23 protein-coding genes and 1 pseudogene are annotated in these 24,305 nt (G+C 61.2%); 8 read left to right on the forward strand and 16 right to left on the reverse strand.

The genetic code is table 11. From position 1 onward, the window contains the following. Nucleotides 1-5 precede the first annotated feature (5 nt). Nucleotides 6-110, forward strand: a pseudogene (locus HMPREF3009_RS13150) (type II toxin-antitoxin system RelE/ParE family toxin); the annotation flags it as partial. Beyond that, on the forward strand, nt 97-405 hold the full coding sequence (locus HMPREF3009_RS10190; protein WP_083279048.1) for a HigA family addiction module antitoxin: 309 nt from the start codon (nt 97-99) through the stop codon (nt 403-405). The pseudogene HMPREF3009_RS13150 and the gene HMPREF3009_RS10190, both read left to right, overlap by 14 nt. A gap of 54 nt (nt 406-459) precedes the next feature. Here HMPREF3009_RS10190 and arfB read toward each other — a convergent pair whose 3' ends face one another. The 4 genes from arfB to HMPREF3009_RS13845 are packed head-to-tail and all read right to left on the reverse strand — an operon-like array spanning nt 460 to nt 2,240. After that, nucleotides 460-903, reverse strand: coding sequence for an alternative ribosome rescue aminoacyl-tRNA hydrolase ArfB (arfB, locus tag HMPREF3009_RS10195; protein ID WP_070517628.1), 444 nt, complete (start codon nt 901-903; stop codon nt 460-462). 31 nt (nt 904-934) lie between these two features. Further along, nucleotides 935-1,525 carry a putative glycolipid-binding domain-containing protein gene (locus HMPREF3009_RS10200; protein ID WP_198531135.1) on the reverse strand — a complete coding sequence of 197 codons (591 nt, stop codon included), beginning with the start codon at nt 1,523-1,525 and terminating at the stop codon, nt 935-937. After that, entirely contained in the window at nt 1,453-1,908 is a 456-nt protein-coding gene (locus HMPREF3009_RS13840; protein ID WP_118783645.1) for a Fic family protein, read from the reverse strand. The genes HMPREF3009_RS10200 and HMPREF3009_RS13840 overlap by 73 nt, the downstream gene beginning before the upstream one ends. Continuing rightward, on the reverse strand, nt 1,908-2,240 hold the full coding sequence (locus HMPREF3009_RS13845; protein ID WP_070547153.1) for a hypothetical protein: 333 nt from the start codon (nt 2,238-2,240) through the stop codon (nt 1,908-1,910). The genes HMPREF3009_RS13840 and HMPREF3009_RS13845 overlap by 1 nt, the downstream gene beginning before the upstream one ends. A gap of 354 nt (nt 2,241-2,594) precedes the next feature. Here HMPREF3009_RS13845 and HMPREF3009_RS10210 point away from each other — a divergent pair, with 354 nt between their 5' ends. Next, nucleotides 2,595-4,154: an ATP-binding protein gene (locus HMPREF3009_RS10210; RefSeq protein WP_062036601.1), complete on the forward strand. Its 1,560-nt coding sequence runs from the start codon at nt 2,595-2,597 to the stop codon at nt 4,152-4,154. On the opposite strand, the gene HMPREF3009_RS10215 is transcribed toward HMPREF3009_RS10210, so the two are convergent. Together HMPREF3009_RS10215 and HMPREF3009_RS10220 are read right to left on the reverse strand one after the other, a co-directional pair. Beyond that, nucleotides 4,129-4,779 carry an MOSC domain-containing protein gene (locus HMPREF3009_RS10215; protein WP_070681738.1) on the reverse strand — a complete coding sequence of 217 codons (651 nt, stop codon included), beginning with the start codon at nt 4,777-4,779 and terminating at the stop codon, nt 4,129-4,131. The two genes, HMPREF3009_RS10210 and HMPREF3009_RS10215, sit on opposite strands and share 26 nt — an antisense overlap. Before the next feature lie 29 nt (nt 4,780-4,808). After that, nucleotides 4,809-7,337, reverse strand: a complete 2,529-nt coding sequence (locus HMPREF3009_RS10220) for a hypothetical protein (protein ID WP_070681807.1) — start codon at nt 7,335-7,337, stop codon at nt 4,809-4,811. 115 nt (nt 7,338-7,452) lie between these two features. Between HMPREF3009_RS10220 and HMPREF3009_RS10225 the strand changes: the two genes are divergently transcribed. Both HMPREF3009_RS10225 and HMPREF3009_RS10230 read left to right on the forward strand, forming a co-directional pair. Then, nucleotides 7,453-8,169 (forward strand): helix-turn-helix domain-containing protein, encoded by a 717-nt coding sequence (locus tag HMPREF3009_RS10225; protein ID WP_070681741.1) that lies wholly within the window; start codon nt 7,453-7,455, stop codon nt 8,167-8,169. Nucleotides 8,170-8,193: 24 nt separating this feature from the next. Beyond that, nucleotides 8,194-8,907 (forward strand): Fic family protein, encoded by a 714-nt coding sequence (locus HMPREF3009_RS10230; protein ID WP_232761076.1) that lies wholly within the window; start codon nt 8,194-8,196, stop codon nt 8,905-8,907. A gap of 416 nt (nt 8,908-9,323) precedes the next feature. Here the strand turns inward: HMPREF3009_RS10230 and HMPREF3009_RS10235 are convergent, their stop codons facing one another. Continuing rightward, a complete protein-coding gene (locus tag HMPREF3009_RS10235) occupies nt 9,324-9,932 on the reverse strand; it encodes a CueP family metal-binding protein (protein ID WP_070517622.1) in 609 nt (202 codons plus the stop codon). 115 nt (nt 9,933-10,047) lie between these two features. On the opposite strand from HMPREF3009_RS10235, the gene HMPREF3009_RS10240 reads away from it, so the two are divergent. Next, nucleotides 10,048-10,431 carry a zinc ribbon domain-containing protein YjdM gene (locus tag HMPREF3009_RS10240; protein ID WP_070681744.1) on the forward strand — a complete coding sequence of 128 codons (384 nt, stop codon included), beginning with the start codon at nt 10,048-10,050 and terminating at the stop codon, nt 10,429-10,431. 376 nt (nt 10,432-10,807) lie between these two features. Here the strand turns inward: HMPREF3009_RS10240 and HMPREF3009_RS10245 are convergent, their stop codons facing one another. Both HMPREF3009_RS10245 and HMPREF3009_RS10250 read right to left on the reverse strand, forming a co-directional pair. Further along, a complete protein-coding gene (locus tag HMPREF3009_RS10245; RefSeq protein WP_070510079.1) occupies nt 10,808-11,191 on the reverse strand; it encodes a type II toxin-antitoxin system VapC family toxin in 384 nt (127 codons plus the stop codon). Then, nucleotides 11,191-11,463 (reverse strand): type II toxin-antitoxin system Phd/YefM family antitoxin, encoded by a 273-nt coding sequence (locus HMPREF3009_RS10250; protein ID WP_049154824.1) that lies wholly within the window; start codon nt 11,461-11,463, stop codon nt 11,191-11,193. Before HMPREF3009_RS10250 ends, HMPREF3009_RS10245 begins: the two co-directional genes overlap by 1 nt. Before the next feature lie 200 nt (nt 11,464-11,663). Between HMPREF3009_RS10250 and leuS the strand changes: the two genes are divergently transcribed. After that, nucleotides 11,664-14,507, forward strand: coding sequence for a leucine--tRNA ligase (gene leuS / locus HMPREF3009_RS10255; RefSeq protein WP_070681747.1), 2,844 nt, complete (start codon nt 11,664-11,666; stop codon nt 14,505-14,507). 399 nt (nt 14,508-14,906) lie between these two features. Here leuS and HMPREF3009_RS10260 read toward each other — a convergent pair whose 3' ends face one another. From HMPREF3009_RS10260 to paaZ, 3 genes are read right to left on the reverse strand one after another with little or no spacing between them, the layout of a single operon-like run. Beyond that, nucleotides 14,907-16,190: a hypothetical protein gene (locus tag HMPREF3009_RS10260; protein WP_070517321.1), complete on the reverse strand. Its 1,284-nt coding sequence runs from the start codon at nt 16,188-16,190 to the stop codon at nt 14,907-14,909. 27 nt (nt 16,191-16,217) lie between these two features. Further along, on the reverse strand, nt 16,218-17,918 hold the full coding sequence (locus HMPREF3009_RS10265) for an FAD-binding dehydrogenase (RefSeq protein ID WP_070681750.1): 1,701 nt from the start codon (nt 17,916-17,918) through the stop codon (nt 16,218-16,220). Between the two features lie 60 nt (nt 17,919-17,978). After that, nucleotides 17,979-20,057 (reverse strand): phenylacetic acid degradation bifunctional protein PaaZ, encoded by a 2,079-nt coding sequence (paaZ, locus tag HMPREF3009_RS10270; RefSeq protein WP_070681753.1) that lies wholly within the window; start codon nt 20,055-20,057, stop codon nt 17,979-17,981. A 102-nt stretch (nt 20,058-20,159) separates the two neighbouring features. On the opposite strand from paaZ, the gene HMPREF3009_RS10275 reads away from it, so the two are divergent. After that, nucleotides 20,160-20,567, forward strand: a complete 408-nt coding sequence (locus tag HMPREF3009_RS10275) for a PaaI family thioesterase (protein ID WP_083312739.1) — start codon at nt 20,160-20,162, stop codon at nt 20,565-20,567. A gap of 33 nt (nt 20,568-20,600) precedes the next feature. Here HMPREF3009_RS10275 and HMPREF3009_RS10280 read toward each other — a convergent pair whose 3' ends face one another. From HMPREF3009_RS10280 to HMPREF3009_RS10295, 4 genes are all read right to left on the reverse strand, one after another. Then, nucleotides 20,601-21,452 (reverse strand): 3-hydroxyacyl-CoA dehydrogenase family protein, encoded by an 852-nt coding sequence (locus HMPREF3009_RS10280; RefSeq protein WP_070547058.1) that lies wholly within the window; start codon nt 21,450-21,452, stop codon nt 20,601-20,603. A 28-nt stretch (nt 21,453-21,480) separates the two neighbouring features. Further along, nucleotides 21,481-22,248, reverse strand: a complete 768-nt coding sequence (locus HMPREF3009_RS10285) for an enoyl-CoA hydratase/isomerase family protein (RefSeq protein WP_070547055.1) — start codon at nt 22,246-22,248, stop codon at nt 21,481-21,483. Next, on the reverse strand, nt 22,249-23,445 hold the full coding sequence (locus tag HMPREF3009_RS10290; protein ID WP_070681759.1) for a thiolase family protein: 1,197 nt from the start codon (nt 23,443-23,445) through the stop codon (nt 22,249-22,251). It abuts the gene before it with no gap. Between the two features lie 73 nt (nt 23,446-23,518). After that, complete coding sequence (locus HMPREF3009_RS10295; protein WP_070681761.1) at nt 23,519-24,295, reverse strand: enoyl-CoA hydratase/isomerase family protein; 777 nt, start codon at nt 24,293-24,295, stop codon at nt 23,519-23,521. Between the last annotated feature and the right edge of the window lie 10 nt (nt 24,296-24,305).

Here is a 24,305-nt window from a genome sequence, read left to right on the forward strand (position 1 = left end):
GACGTGATCGGCGGGGTCAGTTCAGCATTCGAATCAACGACCAGTGGCGGATCTGTTTTCGGTGGTCCGCCGCGGGGCCAGAGGAGGTTGAGATCGTTGACTACCACTGACAAGCTCCCTCCGGTTCACCCCGGTGAGATCCTCATGGAGGACTTTCTCAAGGAAATGGGGATCACCCAGCACAAGCTCGCCGTCTCCATTGGCGTTCCGCCCCGCCGGATCAACGAGATTGTCCACGGAAAGCGGGCTGTAACCGCGGACACTGCTCTTCGCTTGGCTAAGTTCTTCGGAATGAGCCCCCAGTTCTGGCTCGGGTTACAGGCTCAATATGACTTGGACGTGGCGGAAGACAAGATCCTCTCGGAAATCGAGCGGATTCAACCGGTCCAAGCTGTCTCAGCGTAGCGGTTACCCGAACCAGGTCCGTCAGCGTGAGGATATGCACGCGGATGGTTCGAACTAGGAAATTTGGGGCTGCCGTCGCGTGGACTTGAGTTCCGAGCGCCGCTTTTTCGCTTCGAGACGGCGTCGCACCGAGCTCTGCGTCGGCTTGGTCCTGCGCCGCGGGGGAGGAAGCGGAGCGAGCGCCTCACGCAAGAGGGCGGCCATGCGCTCTCGCGCCTCGGTGCGGTTACGGACCTGCGAGCGCTGCGTCGACGCGCTCACGGTGAGCACTGTGCCGTCCAGGCGGTGTTCGAGGTTGTGAAGGACGCGGCGACGCTGGGCGTCGGAAAGCGATGAGCACGTAGCGATATCGACGGAAAGCTGCACTTTGCTGTCCGTAGTATTGACGCCTTGGCCACCTGGTCCCGACGACTTCGCGAACCGCTCCGTCAGGTCGGCGGCGACGATGACCAGACCCCCGGGGATCCCTGGGCCAGGCGCGATGGTCAGGTCGTTCATACCGCCCAGCTTAGTTAGAGTTGCTTCCGGATCAGACCCGCCGTGCGAGATCAGGGTAGTGTACGACCACTCCGTCACCGTCGACCTCCAACTCGACGTCGACTCCCCGTGTTCCGCTTTCGTATCGGACAGTTTCAGCATCGACGGAGCTGTAGTACTGGTCTGATGCGATCACCTGGAGGGACGGCATATCAATCCAAGCCATGATCAGTTGCGTTTTCGGAACCTGAGTCTCAAGCAGCGTCAAGCGACGAATAGGCATTGTGTTGGTGAGAGGGCACAGACCGAGATCGCAATCGAGTGCGGCTTTCAGGTCGGCTGACTGGACGATACCGGGGGAGGGCAGATCTTCAGGCTGGGCACCCTCTTCATTGGTTTCCGCCGACCACACGCCTTGCTCGGACCTAAACAGCTCGAGGCTTCGCCCCCATCCGTCGCCTTCAACGTTCACCGTCACACGTTCGGTCACCCAGTTCTCCGCGGCGCGCAGCTCCCACGTGGCCTCGTATCCATCGCCGTATTGCACTCCGGAAGCGGTCAAACCGGCTCCTAAAAAATGAACTGCGGCCTCGTTCCGGATGAGGGGAGTCTCGACATGCTCCCACTTATACGTGCGCTCCATGGTGAGGAATTTACCACGCTTGATGGTGCGAAAAGGCAGGTAGCTTTCGATTTGGACCGCGTACCGAGGAGGAGGCTTACCGGCAGAATGGTGTACTTCGTAAGCCCGCGGCGCAGAAGAATTCCATGAATGAGAGCAGGGCCAACGTGCCCGTTGCCGTCTGCAAAGGGATGAATCGTTTCAAACTGAGCGTGAGCAATTGCGGCCTGGATGAGAGCACCGTGCGAAGCGCCATCGAGGTAAAGACATAAGTCGTCCACGAGATCATGGACTAGGCCTGGGGGCGCTGGGATGAACTCGGCCCCAATGGGTGTGTGGTTACTTCCACCAATCCAGTTCTGAATAGTGCGAAGACCAGTGGGGATAGAGCCCTTCTCCCCCATCAACTCTCTTTGGAGCTTTTCAAGAAGGCCGATGGAGATGTTGGTTCGGTGGCAAAGCTCTTCTCAATGGAACACAGAACGGTGAGGTTACGCGCAACCTCTTCCGCGCTTTCCTTAAAGCCGCGGACTTCCTCCTTTTGGGCGAGTTCCGCGAGGACAACCTTGTCGACGTTGGGCGCAATACCTTTAATGCGTGAGGAAGAAATGGTCTCAGAACGCATGAGTAAGCGGGCCACAGACTCCAACTGGCCAGAAGCAGCATGACGGTTGCGATCCAAGATCTCTCGCTCGATACGTGCTGCCCGGCTGGTGAGCTCTGGGGAAAACTCCATGCCTTATTTACAAAATGGTCAGGGACATAGACCTAAAAAGGGCCTCCGGCCTTATCGCGCCGGGGAATGCCGGAGCCTGATTCGGGGATCCAGCTCTCGGTAACGTAGTGAGGCTTGTAGAGGCTATCCATTCGTCAGACAGCAAATGAGTGGTTGGATAACTCTTATCCAACCACTCATTGCGGTTTATGCGCTAGATAAAGCTTAAACATACGGGGTTTCAGGGCCATAATTTGGCCTCAATGAGAATATCAATGACACCTCAATGGGAAGATCAATGAGAACTCTTGTCATTGAAGAGGAATGAAGTTAGCATTGAGCCGTCATTGTTAACATTGAGGGCGGGTATTCATCGTGAACAATTGGTCCGAGAATCAGCTGAGAGAGCTATTGGCTGAGCTTGAGTTGCGCGGCGGTGATTCAACAACAGTCGAGGTCAAAACCGCTCAAGGGGGCATTCCGGACTCTCTACCGCAGACATTGTGCGCGTTCGCAAACATGCCGAGTGGCGGCCTTATCATTCTCGGTGTCAATGAGAAGGAAGGATTCATTGTCACTGGCATTGAGAATCCTTCGGAGATGGAGGCTGCTCTGGCCTCGCAGGCGCGTCATGCCATCACTCCTCCAGTCACAGTGCATACCGACAGTGTGGCAATAGATGGCACGCATGTCGTGATTGCGGAGGTTACGGGTCTTCCGATTATTGATAAGCCTGCTATCTACAGGGGAGAAGCGTATCTTCGAATGGCTGATGGGGACTACCGTATGAGTGCCTCGGAGCTGCGCATGATGGACGTGGCAAAGCTGCATGCCGAAGAGGCAGTGTCCTATGACACGACGATTGTGGAAGGCACGAGCCTTGCAGACCTAGATAGCGACGTGGTGCAAGATTTCTTGGTTCAGGCGCGGAAAAAGAATCGGCGACTATCGGGACTTACTCAAGATGAGGACGTCTTACGGGCGCTAGCGGTGACGACCGCGACTGGAGAGCTGACGCTTGCTGGCCTGTATGCGCTGGGTTTCTATCCCCAAGGGCATTTTCCCTCCTTAGCAGTAACGGTGGCGCAAAGGCTACCAAATGGTTCGAAGCACGGGCGAGTGTTGGGGTTGGAGACCTTTGAGGGGCCCGTTCCGGTGCTGTTGAACTCGGTAATGGGATGGGTAAGGCAACGTTTAGCCGCCGTACGGCGATATCGAGAGGATGGATCAATGGTGGAAGTTCCTGAACTTCCCCTTCCGGCCATTCGAGAGGCCGTGGCTAATGCATTGGTGCACCGTGATCTTGGGCCAAATACGTTGGGTGCGGGTAAATCGATTGATGTCCGCCTATTACCGGACAAGATGGTTATCTCCAGTCCAGGAGGCCTACGGGATCTGACGGTTGAACAGCTGAAGTCGAGAGATCTGGCGCGCCAGGAGATTAACCAGCGGCTCTATAGACTGTGCCGATATCTCAAAGCAGACGATGGCTCTTTTGTTATTGAGGGCGAAGGCGGCGGCGTGCAGCTCATGCTGGATGCCGCGCGAGAGCAAGGACTACCGGAGCCTGACCTGATAGATTCTGGCGTGCAATTTACGGTGAAAATGTGGCGGCCGGACACTCGTGGAGAGGCCCGTATCTGGGAGCCACTACGCAAGGAGGAATCAGGCACCGGCCCGGAACGACGAGTGGATGCACCAGTGACCTTGGAACGCCTGGGTGTTAACGCCCCGCGCGTAGCGGAGGCGCTGCGTACGGCGGCACAACCGCTGTCTATCGGCGAAATAGAAACAGCCACAAACCTTACTCGAGCGCAGGTCCGATATGCGCTGAAGTCACTGGTGAAGGCACGATTCGTGCGTATGGATGGCACGCGCGGTTCACAAGCGACAACCTATGAATGGCTAGCTAACCGCGGGGCTGCAGGCGCTTAACCAGCTGATCGTGGTGGACTGCGGCAAGGCAGCCGGCGTCCACGACGCGCCGGGCTAGCTCCTTGTCCCCCATCTTGGCTGCGAAGGCCATGCCCATGGTGATGTCATGGTCGGGGCGGCCGATAAGCGTAATTTCATCGCCAGGAGTGATGCGGCCAGGCTCGATGATGCGCAGGTAGGAACCGCAATCGCCGCGCTCCGTGAAGGACTTGAGCCAACCGGGCTCGTCCATCCAGCCGGAGAAAGTGGCGCAGGGCGTGCGCGGGATAGACACTTCGAGCACGCACTCCCCCACCTGAATGCGCTGGTTGATCAGCATATTCGGCCAGGAAATCCCTTCTGTGGTGAGGTTCTCCCCGAAGTAGCCATCACGCAGCACGCGGTTGAGCGTGCCCTCCCAGTAATCGAGCTCCTCACGGGCCACGGCATACACGGCCTTCTCGGCACCACCGTGGTGGGCGTGGTCACCGATGGAATCCCCCACTACGCCGGAGCCGTCACCGTAGTTGGGCCCGGGTATCTCCAGGTCCAGGAAGGGGCGTGGCTGCTTATCGATGCCCGTGTACTCGTGCCGCCCGTGCGGCTCGGGGCGGCGGACAGCGACGTTCGTGGAGATAACCTTCATGCTCACCCATTGTGGCACACCTCACGGGCTTACAGGTCGCGATCGTGGAAGAGCGCCTCCGCAGTCACGAGGTCGTAGAAGAAGAGGCGGGGGGCGAGCGGGAGGACGTCGGCAAGCATGGGCATGTCCTCCTTGAGCAGGGGGCTTTCCATGATGATGTCATTCGCCGCAGCGCGGGAGGCTAGGGCGAAGGCATAGGAAATATAGGGCATCCAGGCCGCTGCATTGAGCTCGTCGGCGGTGTTTCCGCTGGCAAAGGCGCCCAACGCGATGAGGGTGTGGTTGACGGACATGTCAACGCCCGCGTTTTGCACCAGCGAGGCCAGTGCCGTGGCGTCCTTGCGCAGGTGCTCGATGGTGCCCAGCGCATCGAGGGCGCCGTTGTTGGCAAAGCACTCGCGCAGCGCGGCGACGCGGCCGGCCTCCCCCATCAGGTCATCGACGGGCGGTGTGGGGCTGTGAATGGTCGCAGCATTGAGCAGCATCGGGCGGGTCAGGCCATCGGCGCCGGTCTCGCGCACGGCGGTGAGCTCGGGGTTCTCGCTGGCTGAAGGATCGAGGAGAAGATCCAGGTAGCTATCGGAGCTGGACTCGGCAGTGGGCTCCAGCGGCGAGTGGAACAAGCGCGTGCGCGCAAGCGAGCGGGCCTGCTGGTTCACGCTGACGCCGGTCCGCGCTAGGGCGTGGACCGCAGCCTCCGGTTGGGCGCGCAGGCGATCGATGGTGCTGTCGAACATCGCCTGCAGCTTCGGGTTGGGGCTGCGCTGTGAGAGCACGTGAAGCGCGCGGAAGGTGTCCCAGAGCTGCTCCGGGGTCCAGTCCTTTGAGGCGAGCGCCGCCGGTGAGCCTTCCGGCGTGATCACAATAGAGGCGCTGGAGGGGCGTGCAGGGGCGGCGAGGTTGGAGGAGGCGCGGAGTTCGCGGACGTCGACAAGCAGCGAGCCATGCTCAGCAAGCTCCGCGGGCAGTTCAAACCCCTCTTCGGTGGGCGTGAGTTGGGTGGGCGCTACGGTGGGCTCGGCCAATGGCCAGGCCCAGCCTACTAAATCTGCCTGCGGTTCTGCGTTCTGCTCAATGATAATCTCATCGCCGTTGAGCAGGCCGCGGCTGACGAACGGGGACTTTCGGACAGTGGCCAGCGCCGCATAGATCAGGCTGGTGGATGCGGAAGCTTCGTACTCGACGATGCGCCGCTCCAAGCTGCGGGCCTGGTGAGCCTCGCGCTCCCCCGCCGGGAGGGAGTCCAGGTAATCTTCGTAGGACAGTGTGGACCACATGAGGAAGAGCTCAGCCGTTGGTTGCTTGCGCACGGCGTTGGCCAGCGCGGCGTTGGGGACGGCGAGGCTGGTGACCGCCTGCGTCGTCTTTGAGGTGCGCGCCAGTTCCTTGATTTTCTGCCGGCCGTCGATGGTGACGAACTTCGCCAGCGGCAGTGGGCGCGGCGAGTGGACGGTGAACATATCGTCCTGATCGAGCTGGCCGGCAAAAATCACCGGCTTATCGGAGTGCTCGGTGGGCTCCAGGCCGATGCGCTTGACGCGGCTGAACAGGGCCTCGGGCCAGACATCGAATTCCAGTTCATAGCCGGCCTCGCTGGCCACGACCTCGCGGCGCGAGACCTCGGTGTCCTCGAAGGTGCGCAGGCCCTTCTCCAACGCGATGGGTTTCTTCGGCGGGGAGGCTAACGTGTAGCTGAAGGCCGAGTGCGCGCCGAGAGCATCGATGATGCGGAAATCCATGCCGCGCGGACCGTCGTTGGTGGCGCGCATGTGGAGGCCCTCGGCGAGGGAGATGAAGCGGACGTCGACAAGCTCCTCGTCGTGCCACAGCGACACCTTGTAGCGGCCCACCCACGGGTCTTCGTAGAGGTCACCCGGGAAAGGCTCGGCGATGCCCGCGTCGAAGGTCTGCTCCGAAATCTCCTCCTGTTCGCCGCCGAGGGGCGCATAGGTGAGATCGATGCGCCACTCCCCTTCCGCAATGAGGTGCACGCGCGGCGACTTGGTGAACACGGGCTCGTTGTCGAGGCCACGGGCGTTGGGGAGGATGGCGACGTCAAAGTCCCACTCAAAATCGCCGTGCTTGGCGACGTCCACCGGTTCCCTCTGCGGCACCCTGACCTGCTCCGGCAGCGGGCCGACTTCCCAGCCGGCCCAGATGCCCAGCGGCTCGGCATCCTCGAGCGTGCCCTGCGGCGCGATGAGGGTGGGGCGGTCATAGACGATGAAGGGTGCTTCATCGGTGATGCCGGTGAAGGTGACGGTCTCGATGAGGTCCTCATCGCCATCGCGCAGGGTTACCTCGATGCGGGTAAAAGGCCCGGGGATGCCGACTTCCAGCGGCTCTTCGGTGGCGAATTCACGCACCGAGTGGGGGCGATCGATGAAATGGGACTTGACTACCCATCGTGGGTCCGTCAGGTCCGCTTCAGGGTAGGTAGCCGGCAGCTCCAGCATGAGGATGTTGCTCCCCCGGCGCAGTGAAATCCGGGGACCCTGCTCGGCGATGTCGGTAGTGACCAACGGCGTTGTGGGAAGTGAATAAATCTCCGCGCTCATTTGCTTCATCATAGGACACCGTGGGGCCCTGTTGCCATGTCGCTGGTAGAGGGCTTGATTGTCCTAACGGTAGGACAAGTGTCCTAAGCATAGGACAGCTGGCTATAGTGGGGCTATGGACCCATTACAACTCCTCAAGAAAAGCCCGCTGAGCCTTAGCGAAATCTCGCGGCGCTCGGGAGTGTCACGAAATACGCTCAATCTGTGGTTGCGTGGGGCAGCTCAACCAAGCTTGGCCGGGTTGGAGAAGGTAATGCGCGTGCTCGGATACGAGGTTTCCGTACAGGTACACCGCATGAGCGATGCCGCCGCCGCGACAGCCGCCCGAGTTCTCCTGGGGGAGCTCAGCAGCGAAGAACCAGACGTTAAAGCCTGGATTGACCGCTTTGTGCAGTGGGGTGACGCTGCGGCCGTCGGTGGCAGCTACCAGGCTCTCATGGAACGGGCCGCGTGGGCCTCCAACCCATATGGCCGCCACGGGGCTCTCCACTTCTTACCGTCAAATCCCATAACGATTGCTTCAGCGGTTGATGCGAGTGGGCAAACTTGGGCGATGTCGGGTGCTTTTGCAGCGCAACGAGTCGCGGGGCAGATCGCAGGTGAAGAAGAACCTCAATCAACATTGATCTGGTGCACAAATCCAGCAGACATCGTGTCTTCATTGCCCACTCGGATCCGTGCCAGTTCTGAGCCCGTATCTGGAGGGATCACGCTCGTGCCAGTTGCTGGTGAAGAGCTAACGGGCGCAACAAAAGAATCAGGAATACACTACGTGTCACCGCACCAGCTTGCTATCGATGCGTGCGCAGAAAACTATGTGGGAGGGGCATAGGTGATGAGAAGAGCAACGAGCCGAGTGAGCTGGGAACACCATGAGCGGCCGCACGTTTCGGAGTTGGGGACCGACCGTGCGTTATTTCGATTAACCAAGCAACTTCCTGACTTGGTGTGGAATGCCGCCGCGCTGGAAGGAAACACGTTTACCCTCCCAGAAGTCCGTACGTTGCTCGATGGCGTCACGGTGGGTGGAAAGGCGCTTGCTGAACAGCAACAGATCTTGGACTTGTCAGAAGCTTTCAACCTGCTCCATGAGCTGGTCCTCAAAGAGGAATGTGCGGTGGATAAAGCCACCAGTAACGCACTCCATGCCGTGCTAGCAAGGAACGAGGCCCTGGACGCTGGTCTTTTCCGTGGTGAAGGCCATGTGGAGGGAGATGGCGGTGGAGTGCGGCTCATGGATGGCGGGTTCATCCCTTTCGACCCTGCTGATGAATTGGGTGAAGCTCATGCCGATTTGCTGGTCTCCCTTCAAGGTCTTGAAAACCCAGTCGAGCAAGCGTTGGCCTATTTCTGCTCTGCCACGCGTAGCCAGTTTTACTTCGATGGAAACAAGCGAACCGCACGGCTTGTGGCGTCAGGTCTCTTGATGAGCAATGGCTACGCAGCACTTAATATCCCTAATGCGAGAAGGCTGGAATTCAACCTTGCCCTCGATGAACTGTTCCGATCCGATGACGCTACGACCTTGATGGACTTCCTGTATGACTGCCTAGAGGAGTCCTCCCAGTAAGCGCAGTAGGCCCTCCGCTTCCGAAGCGGAGGGCCTACGTGGGGGCTGAATGCTCAGCGCATCCTTTAGTGCATAGTGCTGTAGTGCTTAGCGGAACATCTTCTGCAGAGCGGAGAAGTCAGCCTTGACCACGCCGACAGACTGCAGGAATGCGGCGATGGCGCCGAGCAGGGCAGCCACAACGCCTGCGCCCAAGAAGCCGGCGCCGACGGGGTGGCGTGGCTAAAAGGAACAGAGTTGACGACACCAGCGGACTTGTTGTGGTCAATTGCCTGCTCGGAGATTTCTTCAGGGAGTGGCCGTATGGGGACTTGCCCAGAACACTGTTGACGTCGGCAAGCACTGCGTGGACACCATAAAACGACAAACGGTGAACCCCAGGAGGTGGGATTCACCGTGGTGAGTGAATGGGCAGATTATGCCATCTGCAGCGTGGTCACGCAGGTACCGCCTTCGTCAGAGGTATCCAGGGGAACCTCGCCGGTCTTGCCGTCCTGCTCGATGGTGATGGTGCCCTTCTTGTCGGCCGGCAGCCAGTAGCCAATGAAGCCGTTGTCGAACGTCGTGGTGTCTTCGTTGACTAGCTCATTTCCTTCGTCATCCGTGATGGTGACGTGGATGTCTTCCTGGCTGAGCTCACCGGTGCAGGTGGTCAGGGAGTGGTTGAAGCAGTCGTGCGTACGGGAGAGGTACGGCGCAATAGAGAGGTAGAACTTGTCCTCCGGCAGCGGCAGGGAGGCCTGACCCTGTTCAGTAGCGAGGATGAGCTCGTTCGGGCGCACGGATGCGAGGAGATCGCTATTGCGCTCGTCCTTGGACTGGCGGTCCAGCTTGTCCACGATTTCCTGGCCATCCAACCCTTCGAGATCGAACTCGGCGAGGATCTCCTCGGCAGGCACCTGTTGGATGTCGGTGCTGGAAGCGGCGCTTTTCGAGGCTTCACTCGGTACGGGGCTGTCAGTAGAGCAAGAGGACAGGGTGATGGCTGCGGCGCAGGCAGTGGTGAGGGCGATGAGGCGTTTCATAAGTCTTCCGAATGGGTCCGATTGTGTTTACTCAAGCCTATACCCCACCCGGGTATCTATCAATGGAATGAGAGAAGGATCATCTTTTCGTGCTACGCAGGTTAAACTCTCCCCTATGTCTGATACTTCGGCCGCAACTCTGCCGCCCTGCCCCGAATGCTCCTCTGAGTACACCTACGAGATGCCGCCGCTTATCGTCTGCCCGGAGTGTGCGCACGAGTTCTCCACCGACGCTGTTGCCAGCGACTCGGCCGCAGAGGCAGCCGCCCTCACCATCGTGGATTCAGTGGGCAACGCGCTTGCCGACGGCGACACGGTCACCATCCCCAAACCCCTCAAGGTCAAGGGCGCGCAGCAGCCACTGAAGGCCGGCACCAAGGTGCGCGGCATCCGCTTGAACTTCGACGCCGGCACCGGCCAGGAAGACCACAACATTGATTGCCGGATTGATGGTTTTGGCGCGATGAAGCTGAAGCCTGCTGTGGTGAAGAAGGTTTAGTAGTGAAGACGATGTAGGGCTACCCCAGGACTTTTACTGGTCCCGACTTGGGTCATGGGGTGGGTGAGCACCGACTTGCTTGAGACCGCTGCCTTTTGTCAGACGCCTCCTGCAGGTCGATGGAGGCGCGCAGACGTTGCGCGCTGCGAGGGGAGCAAAGAAGGTAATCCGCTTCGCGAAGATGCGTACAGTGTTCTACGGGAACGGTCGTTGTGTCCCGACTTAGGTCATCGGGCAGGTGCCGCAACGTCACTCTTGACGCTGCTACCTTGCATTTTTCGACGGCGGGGTGGAGTTGTTCCGCACCAATTTGGCCTAAGTCGGGTTGGTAGTGAAGACGACGTAGAGGTACCCCCAAGACTTGTATTGGTGGTCGTCACTGTGGCGAGGGAAAGACAGCAAAACCTTGAGACTGGGCAGCGGCGTGGAGCTGTTTGTCGTAGGTGAAAAAGGTCAGGGTGAGGCCAGCGTCGCGGAGAAGACAGGCGCTCGCCAGGTGGATGGCATCCAGGGAGCGAACGCCGGTCAGCGAGCAAGCTCGACGAATGACCTCATCGCTGATGCCAACTTTGGAGACCCCCTCCGTGAACTTCCGGTAACCGGCGCCGGTGAGGCCACTGCGCTGCCACACTTTAGATAACTCGATGTCAATGAGTGCAGAAGAAAACAGTTGCTGGCCTTCAAGGAGTGCAGCGACTTCGGAGCTTTCGCGCTCGGGCAAGGCCAACTTCGCTAGTGCCGAAGTGTCGACGTAGATCATCACAAGCGGTCTTCCCTATCCAGTAGCGATACAACGTCTGTCCCGGAAGGCAGATAGTCTGTGGTGCTTGGCTGTGAGTAAGGCTTCGGGTTGTGGCTCAGGATTCCGGCAGCTACTAACTGCTCCACGGGGCTATCTAGAGATGAAATGGGAACAACGCGAGCAATGGGCCGATTGCGGTCGGTGATGACCACGCTTTGACCTGTAGCGGCAACTTCGCGAACGATGTGGCCAGAACGCTGGTTGAGTTCGCGCAAAGAAATGTTGGTCATTGCTCCAACCGCCTTTCCTTATTGGCTGGTGACTGTAAAAAGTTAAATGTAGAACAGTAGAACAATGGTGATTTTAGTGGCAGAGCTTAGAGGGGACAAGGGGGGGCGTCGTCAGTTGCGTGGCCGCGCTGCGGAACGGAATTGCGGCCTAGCTGGGTCTAACTGGGGAGATGTCCGTGCGGTGACTACACTGTCTAACCATGACTAACCCGAGCGATAACACCACCCACCGCTACACGCCGGAGCTCGCCGCGCAGATTGAAAGTGCCTGGCAGCAGTACTGGAAGGATAACGGCACCTTTAATGCGCCGAACCCAGTTGGGCCGCTCGCGGAGGACGGTAAGGAACTTCCCGCGGAGAAGATGAACATCCAGGACATGTTCCCCTACCCGTCTGGCGCGGGTCTGCACGTAGGCCACCCGCTGGGTTATATCGCCACGGATACTTATGCCCGCTTTAACCGCATGCTGGGCAAGAACGTCCTGCACACGCTGGGCTATGACGCCTTTGGCCTGCCGGCTGAGCAGTACGCCATCCAGACTGGTACGCACCCGCGCACCACCACGGAGGCGAATATCAACAATATGCGCCGCCAGCTGGGCATGCTGGGTCTGGGCCACGATCCGCGCCGCTCGGTGGCCTCGACTGACCCGGAGTTTTATAAGTGGACGCAGTGGATTTTCCTGCAGATTTATAACTCCTGGTTTGATGAGGAGCAGCAGAAGGCACGCCCGATTTCTGAGCTCATCAAGGAACTTGAGGTGGGCAAGCGCACCACCAAGGATGGTCGCTACTACGCGGATCTGACCAAGGAAGAGCAGCGCCAGGCACTCGATGAATTCCGTCTGGTCTATCTGTCTAACTCCACCGTGAACTGGTGCCCGGGCCTGGGCACGGTGCTGGCCAACGAGGAGGTCACCGCGGAGGGCAAGTCCGAGCGCGGTAACTTCCCGGTCTTCCGCAAGAACCTGCGCCAGTGGATGATGCGCATTACCGCTTACTCGGACCGCCTGCTCGATGACCTGGAGCTTCTGGATTGGCCGGAGAAGGTCAAGTCCATGCAGCGTAACTGGATTGGCCGCTCCCGTGGTGCAGAGGTCAGCTTCCATGCCGAGGGTTACAACATCGACGTCTTCACCACCCGCCCGGATACTCTCTTCGGTGCGGAGTACGTGGTGCTGGCCCCGGAGCACGAGCTTGTCGACGCCCTCCTCTCCCCCATCCCTTATGACGATGATGTCGATGAACGCTGGACCTTCGGTCATGATGATCCGAAGGAGGCCGTGGAGGCCTACCGCGCGTCCATCGCCGCCAAGTCTGATCTGGAACGCCAGGAGAACAAGGAAAAGACCGGCGTCTTCCTGGGTACTTATGCCACCAACCCGGTCAACGGCAAGCAGGTCCCGATCTTCATCGCGGACTACGTCCTGACCGGCTACGGCACCGGTGCCATCATGGCGGTCCCGGCGCACGATACACGTGACTACGAGTTCGCTACCGTCTTTGGCCTGCCCATCACCGAAGTGGTTGCTGGCGGCGACATCACTAAGGAGGCCTACACGGAGTCCGGCAAGGCCGTAAACTCCGCCAACGATTCCCTGGACATCAACGGTATGTCCAAGGATGAGGCCATCGCCGCCATTATCCCGTGGCTAGAGGAACAAGGAGTAGGCCGCGAGAAGATCCAGTACAAGCTGCGTGATTGGCTGTTTGCTCGCCAGCGCTACTGGGGCGAGCCCTTCCCCATCGTCTATGACGAGGCCGGCCAGGCCTACCCGCTGCCGGAGTCGATGCTGCCCATTGAGCTGCCGGAGGTAGAGGACTACAAGCCGGTGTCATTCGACCCGGATGATGCCGATTCCTCCCCGCAGCCGCCGCTGGCCAAGGCCCGCGAGTGGGTGGAGGTCGAGCTCGACCTAGGCGATGGCCCGAAGACCTACTACCGCGACACCAACGTCATGCCGCAGTGGGCAGGTTCTTCCTGGTACCAGCTGCGCTACATCGATCCGACGAATGATGAACTCTTCTGCGACTTGGAGAACGAGCGCTACTGGACGGGCCCTCGTCCAGAGGAGCACGGCGCCAACGACCCGGGTGGCGTTGACCTTTACGTTGGAGGCGTGGAGCACGCCGTGCTGCACCTGCTCTACGCCCGCTTCTGGCATAAGGTTCTCTTCGATCTGGGCTACGTGACCTCGAAGGAGCCTTACCGCCGCCTGTACAATCAGGGCTACATCCAGGCTTATGCCTACACCGATTCCCGCGGTGTTTACGTGCCTGCCGCTGAGGTAGTAGAACGCGATGGCGCGTTCTACTACGGGGATGAAAAGGTCAACCAAGAGTACGGCAAGATGGGCAAGTCCCTGAAGAACTCCGTGGCCCCGGATGATATTTGCCGCGACTATGGTGCCGATACCCTGCGCGTTTATGAGATGTCGATGGGCCCGCTGGATACCTCCCGCCCATGGGCAACCAAGGACGTCGTCGGTGCGCAGCGCTTCTTGCAGCGCCTGTGGCGCCTAGCCGTCGACGAGAACTCCGGTGAGCTGTGCACGACGGACGCAGAGCTTTCCGAGGATGACCTGAAGCACCTCAACCGCACCATCGCCGGTGTGCGTGATGACTACGAGAACCTGCGCCTGAACACCGTGGTGGCCAAGCTCATCGAGTACGTGAACTACCTGACCAAGGCCTACCCGAAGGGCGCGCCGCGCGCCGCCGTGGAGCCCTTGGCCCAGCTGGTCTCCCCCGTTGCTCCGCACATCGCGGAGGAGCTGTGGAAGCGCTTCGGCCATGAGGAGACCATCACCTATGAGGCCTTCCCGGAGTTCGAAGAAAAGTACCTCGTCGACGACGAGATTGAGGTTCCGGTGCAGATCAACGGCAAGGTCAAGGCACGCGTGATGGTGCCTGCCGACGCTGACCAAGCCACCGTCGTGGGTATTGCCAAGGAAGATGAGCGCATCGCTGAGCTGACTGCCGGCAAGAACGTGGTCAAGGAGATCTACGTGCCGGGCCGCATGGTCAACTTGGTAGTTAAATAAACCACCGCGGCTCCGTTAGATGGCGGCCGCAACTGCCCTAGTTGACGAAACCAGCGCCCTTCCAGCGAATGATCGTGGGGAAAATCGTCAGTTAGGGCAGTTTTGCGCCTAGGCGTGTACCTTCGTCACTCCCCTCGCAGCGCGCAACGTCTGCGTGACTCCATCGACATGCGGGAGGTAACTGACAAAGGGCGTCTGACAAAAGGCATCTGTCATAAGGCGTTTTCGCGGCCAAAAACGCCATTTACTCAGTGCAGATGGCGTTTTTAGACCCAAAGATGCCTTTTGCAGGACGCCTTCCTGTCCTAGGCGGATTTAGCGTGGAACAACCCCACCCCACCGCCGAACAATACTAGGTAGCAGTGTCATTAGTGGCGTCTACAAGGTCGCGACTTGGAACTAGTCCAGCTCTTGGTTCAGCTCCTTGCGCACCTTGGTGATGATTTCGCCGAGGAAGCCTTGGCACCCATCGGTGATGTCAGGGAACGTGGAGTCATCCTCGAGAATGCCCAGCGTGAACAGCAGGTCGCGGGTGATGGCGTGCGTGTAGTCGTATTCCGGATTGAACTCCCACTCACCGCGCAATAGGTGGACTAGTTCGAAGGAGAGCTGAGGAATGCCCTCCGGTTCGGCGTAGGCATAAGGGATGTTGTTCATGATGACCTGCGTTGCCCAGAGCGGATCGCTCATGGCCTTGCGGCCATATTTGGTGAGCTTGATCTGCGTCGTTGTGGTCTTGAGCCAATCCAAGTCCGTGAGGAATCCGCGCAGGTTCAACAGCGGCTGGTGGTAGTCCTCGCGCTTGACGTCATCAAAATCATTGGGGCTATTCAGCCCTTCCTTGAGGCGCGCGACAGCCGCCTGCTTGAGGTAGCCGGCCCCGGTCAGGCGTGGATATTCCTCGATGACCTCGAGGTATTCGCGTATACGCTGGCCTACGTGGTGAGCGGTGGCGTCGTCAAGCGCCGGCAGCTCATAGTCGGGGCGCAGCTCCGGGTAGGCCTCGTGGATTTCCGCGCGCCATTCCTCCAGCATCTCCGAGGAGGGCACCGGGATGTCCTCGAAGGGTGTGGAGCGGAAAGGATCCAGGGGGAGATCCCCAGGCAGTGCGGGCTTGGTGCCGCCCTCCAGGTTGGCGGCCTCCGTGCCCATGGTGGCGAGGCGCTGCGCCACTGCCGGCGGGAAGAAGGTGGTGAGGCGCTGGTGGATTTGGTCCAGTGTGTAGTTGGGGAAGAGCGCGAAGATGCGCTCCATGCTCTCGGTAGGAACAGCCATGTAGGCCATAGTCGCCTGGACATCGAGGACCACCTTGAACATCGCCTCGGCACTGCCCAGCTCACTCATCAGATCGGGGCCCTCACCGGCGATGAGGGCTGGCAGCCCCATGACGACGCGCGAGGTGTCCGCCACGCTGATGCTGATATTCCATGCGCCGTCCGAGGGGTGGTAGTGCGCTACTTCCCGGAAGGTCTCGAAAAAGTCCTGGTCAATGATGGTGAGGACGTCGATCGGCGTGCCTTCCTCGCCCACGAGGATTCCCGGATGAGAGGGCTCAAGGCCGAGCGCGGCGTGGACAATGATCATCATCTCGCCCACGGTGAGTTCCGCGGGGGCGGCGACGAAGCGGGAGGTGGTGAAGAAGGGATTCTCCACGTCGATGCGGACGTTCCTAGCGAGGTTCATAGTGCCCGACAGTATTAGAAAACAGTGCTAGCCGCGCGCCAACGCTTCGCCCACGCGCTTGCCCGAGTGGATGCACCCGCCCAGGAAGGTGCCTTCCAGCGCATTTTTGCCGTGCATGCCGCCACCGCCGAAACCGGAGGCCTCGCCGCAGGCATAGAGGCCAGGCAGAACCGTACCGTCGGCGTTGAGGCACTGGCCGTCCAGGTTGGTCTCCAGGCCGCCGAGCGTCTTGCGGGTCAGGAACTTCAGGCGCACGGCGATGAGAGGGCCCTTGGAGTTATCGAGGATGCGGTGTGGGGGAGCAACGCGGATGAGCTTGTCGCCTAAGAAGCCGCGGGCCACGCGGAGATAGTTGACTTGGGCGTCCTTGCTGAAGGGATTATCCAGCTGGGAATCGCGATCTTCCAGAACTTTCCTAAGTTGGGTTACATCAATGGTGGGGGAGCCCTCCGGAGAGATTTCGTTCATTCCGGCGACAAGATCCTCCAGGTTGTCTTCCACGACCCAGTCGATTCCGTTCTCCATGAAAGCTTTGACTGCCACGTGTGTGCCGGGGCCCAGCTTGCCGGCGAGCTTCTTGAATTCCTTATCCGTTAGATCCGGGTTTTGCTCAGAGCCGGAGAAGATGAACTCCTTGTCCACGATGGCCTTGTTGAGCACGAACCAGGAGTAACCGTGCTCGGTCTGGCCAATGTGGGCCAAGGCCGCCAGGTTATCGGTGCCGGGGAAGAGGTTGGTGGGCAGGCGGTTGCCTTCGGCGTCGAGCCACAGCGCTGACGGGCCCGGGATGATGCGGATGCCGTGGCCGGGCCAGATGGAATTCCAGTTGGTCATGCCCTCGGTGTAGGCCCACATGCGGTCCGTGTTGACTACGGAGGCGCCGGCTTGCTGGGCGATGTCGATGCCGCGGCCGTCGACATGCGCGGGAACGCCCGTGACCAGTTCCTCCGGGCACTCGCCCCAGCGCTCAGTGGGCCACATCTTGCGAACCTTCTCCAGGTTGCCGCCGATGCCACCGGTGGCGATGACCACGGCGGAGCCGTGAAGCTCAAAGTGCTTGACCACGTCCCTCGAGCTCGCCTCACCGCGTGGCTGGCTGGTGGGGGAGAGGACGCTGCCGCGCACGCCGACGACGCGCGGGCTGCCAGCGTCGTCGTTTTCGACGACGAGCTCGTCCACGCGGTGGCGGAAATGGAATTCGACCTGGCCTTGTTCTTCTGCTTTAAGGAGCGGCTCGCGGAAGACGCGCACGACCTCCGGGCCCGTGCCCCAGGTGAGGTGGAAACGCGGGACGGAGTTGCCGTGGCCGGAGGCATCGCCCGAACCGCGCTCGGCCCAGCCGATGGTGGGTAGGACGTTGAGGCCTAGGCCTTTGAGGTACGTGCGTTTCTCATTAGCGGCAAAGCGTACGTATTCGCGGCCCCATTTCGCGCCCCAAAAATCGTGCCGGTCTTCCTCGGTCACTGGGTCATAGTCGGCGGAGTTGGCCCAGTCGCGCCAGGCCAATTCTTCGGAATCCTTGACCCGCATCATCTTCTGCTCGGGGGAGTCGACATAAAACAGACCGCCGAGGGACCAGAAGGCCTGGCCGCCGAGGTTGTTGCGGTTCTCCTGTTCCAGGAAGATGACGTGCTTGCCGCCCTTGAGGGCCTCGTAGCCGGCGACCATGCCAGCGAGGCCGCTGCCGACGATGATGATGGAGCCAGTGACTGAGTTAATTTCTTTCATGACAGTAATGATAAAAGAAACCAACCTTCGATGTGTGACTTGGCTCGCACAACGTCATCTTTATGCCGAGACTGTGCCCTCGGCATAGGTGGTGTTCACCTTCTCCACGAGGGTGAGGACGTCGTAGGTCGCTACGATCTCATCCTCCTGGTTGTAGAGCACGGCGTCCCAGCACACCTCACCGTAGTCATCGGTGACGCGCGGGGTGATGCGCTTAGCGGTCAGCTCCACGCGGATGGAATCGTCGTAGGTCACCGGCGTGATGAAGCGCAGGTTCTCCAGGCCGTAGTTAGCCAGGACCGGGCCCGGTGCCGGCTCCACGAAGAGTCCCGCTGCCCAGGAAACCAGCAGGTAACCGTGGGCCACGCGGCGTGGGAAGAAGGGGTTAGCTGTGGCGGCTTCCTCGTCGGTGTGGGCGTAGAAGGTATCGCCGGTTTTCTCTGCGAACTCGAGGATCTCTTCAAGGGAAACGTGGCGTAGGTCGGAGGCGAACTGGTCGCCGATCTGCAGCGTGGCCAGGTCCTTGCGGAAGGGGTGGGTGCCCTGGCCGCTGTCGACGTCCGTCCGGGTCACGCGCTGGACAGTCGCGCCGCGGTGCCACTGGCCGGTAATGGCGGTGAGGTGGTCCGGGGTTCCCTGAACGGCGGTGCGCTGCATGTAGTGCAGGATGCCGCGCACACCACCCAGTTCTTCGCCGCCGCCGGCGCGGCCCGGGCCACCGTGGACGAGGTGCGGGAGGGGAGAGCCGTGGCCGGTAGACGTCTTCGCATCATCGCGGTCGAGGAAGTGCAGGCGGCCGTGATGGGCGGCGATGCCGAGGGCATACTCGCGTGCCAGCTGCGGGTCATGCGTAATAACGGAGGCAACCAGCGAGCCAGAGCCCAAGGCGGCGAGCTCGATGGCCTCGGCGGGGGAGTCGTAACCCAGGAAGGAGACGACGGGGCCGAAGGCCTCGGTGTCGTGGACCGCTGGGGCGCGGTTATCGGCAAAGCGCAGGATGGTGGGGTTGAAGAACGCGCCCTCGGCCTCCTCGCCGCCGTAGACAATCTCGCCGCCGCCGGCCTTGAGCTTTTCGACGGCTTCTGCGACGTCAGCTTTCTGATCCGCAGAGACCAGTGGGCCCATGGTGGCGGAAGCATCGCGCGGATCGCCCACGACCACCTTGTCGCTAAGGCGTGTGCTGAGGGCGTCAATGGTGGCGTCGACAAGCGCGTGCGGGACGATGGCGCGGCGGATGGCGGTACACTTCTGACCCGCCTTCGAGGTCATCTCGCCGAAGACTGCCTTGACGAAGGCGTCGAACTCCGGGGAATCCGCGGTGACATCGGTGCCCAGAATGGCAGCGTTGAGGGAGTCCGCCTCCGCGCTGAACTGGATGCCGCCCTCGATGACGTTGCGGTGTGCGCGCAGGGTATTCGCAGTATCAGCAGAGCCAGTAAAGGCCACGTGATCGCGATAGTCCAGGTGATCCAACAGGTCGCGGGCGGAGCCGGAGATGAGCTGCAAGCTGCCCTCCGGCAGGATTCCGGAATCAATCATGAGGCGAACACACGCCGCGGTGATGTAGCCGGTCGGTGTCGCTGGCTTAACAATGGAGGGCACGCCCGCGATGAAGGCCGGGGCGAACTTCTCCAGCATGCCCCAGACGGGGAAGTTGAAGGCGTTGATCTGCACCGCAACGCCAGGGATCGAGGTGTAAATGTGGCGGCCAATGAAGGAGCCGTCCTTGGAGAAGACCTCCGCCTCACCATCCGGCATGACGGTGGAATTAGGCATCTCGCGGCGGCCCTTCGAGGAGAAGGTGAACATGGTGGAAATACCGCCGTCGATATCGACGAAGTTATCGCGCTTGTTGGCGCCGGCCTTGTTGGCCAGTTCGTAGAGCTCTTCGCGGTGATCCTGGAGGTAAATCGCCAGCTCCTTGAGCTTGAGGGCGCGCTCGTGGAAGGTGAGCTTCTGGAGTCCCTCGCGCCCGGTGCCGCGTGCGTAGTCGATGGCGTCAGCGATGTCGAGGCCTTCGGCGCTAACCCTGGCGACGACGTCACCGGTGGAGGCATCGTGCACGTCAGCAACGCGCGAGGGATTGTCCGGGGTGAGCCACTGGCCGGAAAGATAGCTGGGGACGAGGGCTGCAGTCATAGCGAAAAGATTGGCCTTTCCATTAGTTTCCGAACGGTTGGTCAGTAAATACAGGCTAGTATAGTCTGCGTCACATTTCTAGGAGCAAGTAAGGAGAACGGCATGGCCGCAGAGGTATGGAAGATTCAGTTGGGTGAGCTGGACAAGAAGATGGGTGTCGAAATCCTCGAAGAGTCGGCCGAGAGGGTGGTTGCCACCATGCCGGTCGAGGGCAATACCCAATCCTTCGGTCTGCTCCACGGCGGTGCCATGGCCTGTATTGCCGAGGCCGTTGGCAGCTGGGCTGCGGTAATTCACGCCTCGACGCTGGGCAAGGTCGCCGTGGGCGTGGACATCAATGCGACACACCACGCCTCCGGGCGCACCGGCCTGGTTACGGCGACGGCCACCGCCATCAAGCTGGGCAAGACGCTGTGCTCCCACGAGATCATCATTACAGATGACGAGGGGAGGAGGCTGTGTACGGCGCGCATCACTAACGCGCTCGTGGCGTCGAAGGACAAGAAGTAGGAGCGCTAGGAAATAGTGGAGGGGGAGTGCGGCTTATTCGGAGTAGTCGTAGAAGCCCTTGCCGGACTTGCGGCCCAGCTCCCCGCGGGCGACCATGTCGCGCATGAGCTGCGGCGGGCTAAAGCGCTCACCCAGCTGGGATTCAAGGTATTCGGCGATGCCGAGGCGCACGTCCAGACCCACGATATCGGTCAGTTCCAGCGGGCCAATGGGGAACTTGTAGCCCAACACCATGGCGTTGTCGATATCGCGCGGGGAGGCCACGCCTTCCTCCACCATGCGGATGGCCTCAAGCGCGATGGCCACGCCGAGGCGGGAGGACGCGAAGCCGGGGGCATCCTTGACCACCACCGCGGTCTTACCCAGGCCCTCGACCCAGCCCTTGGCGGTGTCCACGAGTGCATCAGGGGTGGACTCGGCGACGACCACCTCCACCAGCTTGGAGGCCGGGACCGGATTGAAGAAGTGCAGGCCGATGACGTCGTTGGGGATGCTCTCTGCCAACTGGGATACCGACAGTGAGGAGGTATTGGTGGCGACGACGGCTTGCGGGGCGGCTTCGGCGATATCCTTAAAGGCGGCCACCTTGAGATCCATCGACTCCGGAACTGCCTCAACCACGAGGTCAAAGCCGGCAAAGGCGGAGGCGGCGGTGGAAAAGCTGAGACGCTCATCCCAGGATTCGAAGGTGCCTTCCGCCCCGCGGTCGAGGGAGCCGCGGATGGCCTTGTGCACGCGCTCGCGGGCGGCGGCCACGGCGTCATCGTTGATATCCACCACGGTCACGGACGCGCCGGCGGCCAGGAAGGCGTGAGCAATGCCGGCGCCCATGCGGCCGCCGCCGAGCACACCAACCTTGGCAGGAACCTGCAGTACTGGGGACATGAGTTGACTCTCCTTGTGGGTGGAAGGTTTATTTCTTGCGGTCCAGGAAGGCCTGCATCCGCTCAAACTTGGCGGGGGACTCAAAGAGCACGGCCTGGGCGATGTTGTCCACCGCCGGGTGCGCCGCATCAGGCATAGAGATGAGCTGCTTGGTCAAACGCACGGCCAGCGGGTCTTGTTTGGCAATGCGCCCGGCTAGTGCCAGGGCACCGTCGACCAGCGCATCCGGCTCGTGCAACTCGCTGACCAGGTGATTGACCAGCGCCTCCTCGCCGTTGAGGATGCGCCCGGCCAGCAGGATTTCTTTCGCCAGGGGCGTGCCGACGCACTCCTTGAGGCGCCACGTGGCACCCGCGGCGGCAGCGATACCCAGGCCGGCTTCGGGCTGCCCAAACTTGGCAAAAGGAGTGGACACGCGGAAGTCCGCGGCTAAGGCCAGCTCCAGACCGCCGCCGAGGGCGTAGCCATCCACCGCCGCGATGACGGGGGCGGGCAGCGAGGCGATGCGGTGGAAGATGCCGGAGTTGATGCCGCGGAGGGCATCCTCGCGGCGGCGCTCACGAAGCTGTGCGATGTCCGCCCCGGAGGCGAAGATGCCGCGCGGGCCCTTCGGGGTATCCACCGTGCAGCCGGTGATGATGAGGATGCGGGGCTCGGACTCGAGCTGCGCGCAGAGTGCGTGGAACTCCGTCACCATCTGCTCATCGATGGCGTTGCGCACCTCGGGGCGGTTGAGCTTGGCGACGACTATCTCGTCCTTCTCACCGCGCGTTGAAATCTCAATGGCAGTAGTCATTTACACCCTCTCAATCGCAATCGCGGTGCCCTGGCCCACGCCCACGCACATGGTGGCGATGCCGCGGCGCAGCCCGTCCGTTTCCAGGCGGTTGAGCAGGGTCAACGTGATGCGGGAACCGGAGGAACCCAACGGGTGGCCCAGCGCGATGGCGCCGCCCCAGGCGTTGACCTTGTCCTCATCCAAGCCCAGTTCGCGGATGCAGGCGATGGACTGTGATGCGAAAGCTTCGTTGAGCTCGACGGCATCCACGCTGTCCAGCTCCCAGCCGGCGCGCTCGAGCACGTCGCGGGTTGCCGGGATGGGGCCCGTGCCCATGATTTCCGGGCGCACACCGCGCGCGGAGTTGGCCACCACGCGGGCGCGGGCGGTCAGGTTGTGCTTCTTGAGCGCCTCGTCGGAGGCGACAATGACGCAGGAGGCGCCGTCGTTCAGCGAGGAGGCGTTGCCCGCCGTGGTGACGTCACCCAGGGAGGTCACCGGGCGCAGCTTGGCCAAGACCTCCATCGTGGTGCCCGGGCGGGGGCCTTCGTCGGTATCGACGACGGTGACGTTGCCCTTGCGGTCGGTGACCTCGATGGGCACGATCTCCCTGGCGAACTTGCCGGCCTCAATCGCGGCGAGCGCGCGCTCCTGGGAACGCACAGCGAAGGCGTCCGCATCCTCGCGGCTAATACCAAAGACGTTGGCCACCTCCTCGGCGGTCTCCGGCATGGAGTAGGTCATCTTCTCCTGCTCCGCGAACTTTGGGTTGGCAAAACGCCAGCCAATGGAGGTATCAAAAACCTGGCCTGGCTTGGCAAAAGGCTTGCTTGGCTTCTCCATGACCCAGGGCGCGCGGGACATGGATTCGACGCCACCGGCGATGACAATATCCGCCTGGCCGGATTCCACGAGGGCGGTGGCCAGGGCAATCGAGGACATGCCCGAAGCACACAGACGGTTGACCGTCATCCCGGGAACGGTGTCCGGGAACCCGGCGAGCAGCCAGGACATGCGGGCGACGTTGCGGTTCTCCTCGCCGGCGCCGTTGGCGTTGCCGATGATGACTTCATCCACCGCGGAGGGATCGAGTCCGGCCTCCTCCACCGTCTTCTTGATGGCGGTGGCCATGAGGTCATCTGGGCGAACCGAGGACAGTGCGCCGCCGTAGCGGCCCACGGGGGTGCGGAATCCGGAAACGAGGTAAGCGGTCATGTTTTTCCTTAACTATCTGTGTGTATTGCGCTGTGTGAACTGCGCGGTATGCGTTCTAGAAGGTCTGGAGGTTTTAGCGTCCGTGGAAGACCGGCGGGCGTTTCTCATTGAAAGCTGCAAAGCCCTCGTAATAATCCTCGGTATCGCAGAGTTTGCCTTGGGCGGAGTTCTCGGCATCGACGCTGGCCCACAGCCCAGTGCCGTTATCGCGGATGTCCTGGACCAGGGTGCGGCTGGTGAGGAAAGCCTGGGTCGCGCCGTGGGCTGCGCGCTTGGCGACGCCCCGGGTAAACTCCAGCAGCTCCTCTGCTGATAGCGCGCGGGAGAAGAGGCCAGCGCGCACCGCTTCCGCACCGGAGATGAGTTCGCCGGTGATGATGAGGTCCATCGCGCGGTGTGTGCCGAGGCGTTCGACGAAGAGGGAGTGCCCGCCCGAATCCAGGGTGGCGCCTAGGTTGGCGAATGGGGAACCGAACTTGGCATCTTCGGCGACGTAGACGACGTCACAGGCCAAAGCGAGACCGAGGCCGACACCCAGGCAGGGGCCGTGCACGGCGGCGAAGGTGGGGGCGGGGAAGTTATCGATCTTTGTGAGCACGGGGGGGACAACGTCCGCGAGGTAGGCAGTGGCGTCGTCTTCGCGCGGGTTGAGCCCCTTGATGTTGCGGCCTGCGCAAAAGCCCTTGCCCTCGCCGCGCAGGATGAGCGAGCGGGGTTTGAGCGCCGCGGCCTCATCGAGGGTGCGGGAGAGTTCGGCGAGGTCTTCCTCCGCGAGGGAGTTGAGGGCCTTCGGGTTGTTGAGTACGAGCTCGATAACCCCGGCTTCGGCGTCGTGGTGCAGGTCGATCATGGATGTTTCT

It is taken from the genome of Corynebacterium sp. HMSC034H07 (assembly GCF_001815175.1).
Lineage (GTDB): Bacteria > Actinomycetota > Actinomycetes > Mycobacteriales > Mycobacteriaceae > Corynebacterium > Corynebacterium hiratae.

What these genes read in the sequence shown, in the direction of transcription:
- HMPREF3009_RS13845 (WP_070547153.1), bottom strand. Translation starts at nt 2,240, where the DNA reads ATGGAGTTTTCCCCAGAGCTCACCAGCCGGGCAGCACGTATCGAGCGA.
- HMPREF3009_RS10225 (WP_070681741.1), top strand. Translation starts at nt 7,453, where the DNA reads ATGGACCCATTACAACTCCTCAAGAAAAGCCCGCTGAGCCTTAGCGAA.
- HMPREF3009_RS10260 (WP_070517321.1), bottom strand. Translation starts at nt 16,190, where the DNA reads ATGAACCTCGCTAGGAACGTCCGCATCGACGTGGAGAATCCCTTCTTC.
- HMPREF3009_RS10285 (WP_070547055.1), bottom strand. Translation starts at nt 22,248, where the DNA reads ATGACTACTGCCATTGAGATTTCAACGCGCGGTGAGAAGGACGAGATA.
- HMPREF3009_RS10240 (WP_070681744.1), top strand. Translation starts at nt 10,048, where the DNA reads ATGTCTGATACTTCGGCCGCAACTCTGCCGCCCTGCCCCGAATGCTCC.
- HMPREF3009_RS10220 (WP_070681807.1), bottom strand. Translation starts at nt 7,337, where the DNA reads ATGAGCGCGGAGATTTATTCACTTCCCACAACGCCGTTGGTCACTACC.
- HMPREF3009_RS10265 (WP_070681750.1), bottom strand. Translation starts at nt 17,918, where the DNA reads ATGAAAGAAATTAACTCAGTCACTGGCTCCATCATCATCGTCGGCAGC.
- HMPREF3009_RS10295 (WP_070681761.1), bottom strand. Translation starts at nt 24,295, where the DNA reads ATGATCGACCTGCACCACGACGCCGAAGCCGGGGTTATCGAGCTCGTA.
- HMPREF3009_RS10290 (WP_070681759.1), bottom strand. Translation starts at nt 23,445, where the DNA reads ATGACCGCTTACCTCGTTTCCGGATTCCGCACCCCCGTGGGCCGCTAC.
- HMPREF3009_RS10200 (WP_198531135.1), bottom strand. Translation starts at nt 1,525, where the DNA reads ATGGAGCGCACGTATAAGTGGGAGCATGTCGAGACTCCCCTCATCCGG.
- HMPREF3009_RS10235 (WP_070517622.1), bottom strand. Translation starts at nt 9,932, where the DNA reads ATGAAACGCCTCATCGCCCTCACCACTGCCTGCGCCGCAGCCATCACC.
- HMPREF3009_RS10250 (WP_049154824.1), bottom strand. Translation starts at nt 11,463, where the DNA reads ATGACCAACATTTCTTTGCGCGAACTCAACCAGCGTTCTGGCCACATC.
- HMPREF3009_RS10280 (WP_070547058.1), bottom strand. Translation starts at nt 21,452, where the DNA reads ATGTCCCCAGTACTGCAGGTTCCTGCCAAGGTTGGTGTGCTCGGCGGC.
- HMPREF3009_RS10245 (WP_070510079.1), bottom strand. Translation starts at nt 11,191, where the DNA reads ATGATCTACGTCGACACTTCGGCACTAGCGAAGTTGGCCTTGCCCGAG.
- HMPREF3009_RS10275 (WP_083312739.1), top strand. Translation starts at nt 20,160, where the DNA reads ATGGCCGCAGAGGTATGGAAGATTCAGTTGGGTGAGCTGGACAAGAAG.
- HMPREF3009_RS13840 (WP_118783645.1), bottom strand. Translation starts at nt 1,908, where the DNA reads ATGGGGGAGAAGGGCTCTATCCCCACTGGTCTTCGCACTATTCAGAAC.
- paaZ (WP_070681753.1), bottom strand. Translation starts at nt 20,057, where the DNA reads ATGACTGCAGCCCTCGTCCCCAGCTATCTTTCCGGCCAGTGGCTCACC.
- HMPREF3009_RS10215 (WP_070681738.1), bottom strand. Translation starts at nt 4,779, where the DNA reads ATGAAGGTTATCTCCACGAACGTCGCTGTCCGCCGCCCCGAGCCGCAC.
- leuS (WP_070681747.1), top strand. Translation starts at nt 11,664, where the DNA reads ATGACTAACCCGAGCGATAACACCACCCACCGCTACACGCCGGAGCTC.
- arfB (WP_070517628.1), bottom strand. Translation starts at nt 903, where the DNA reads ATGAACGACCTGACCATCGCGCCTGGCCCAGGGATCCCCGGGGGTCTG.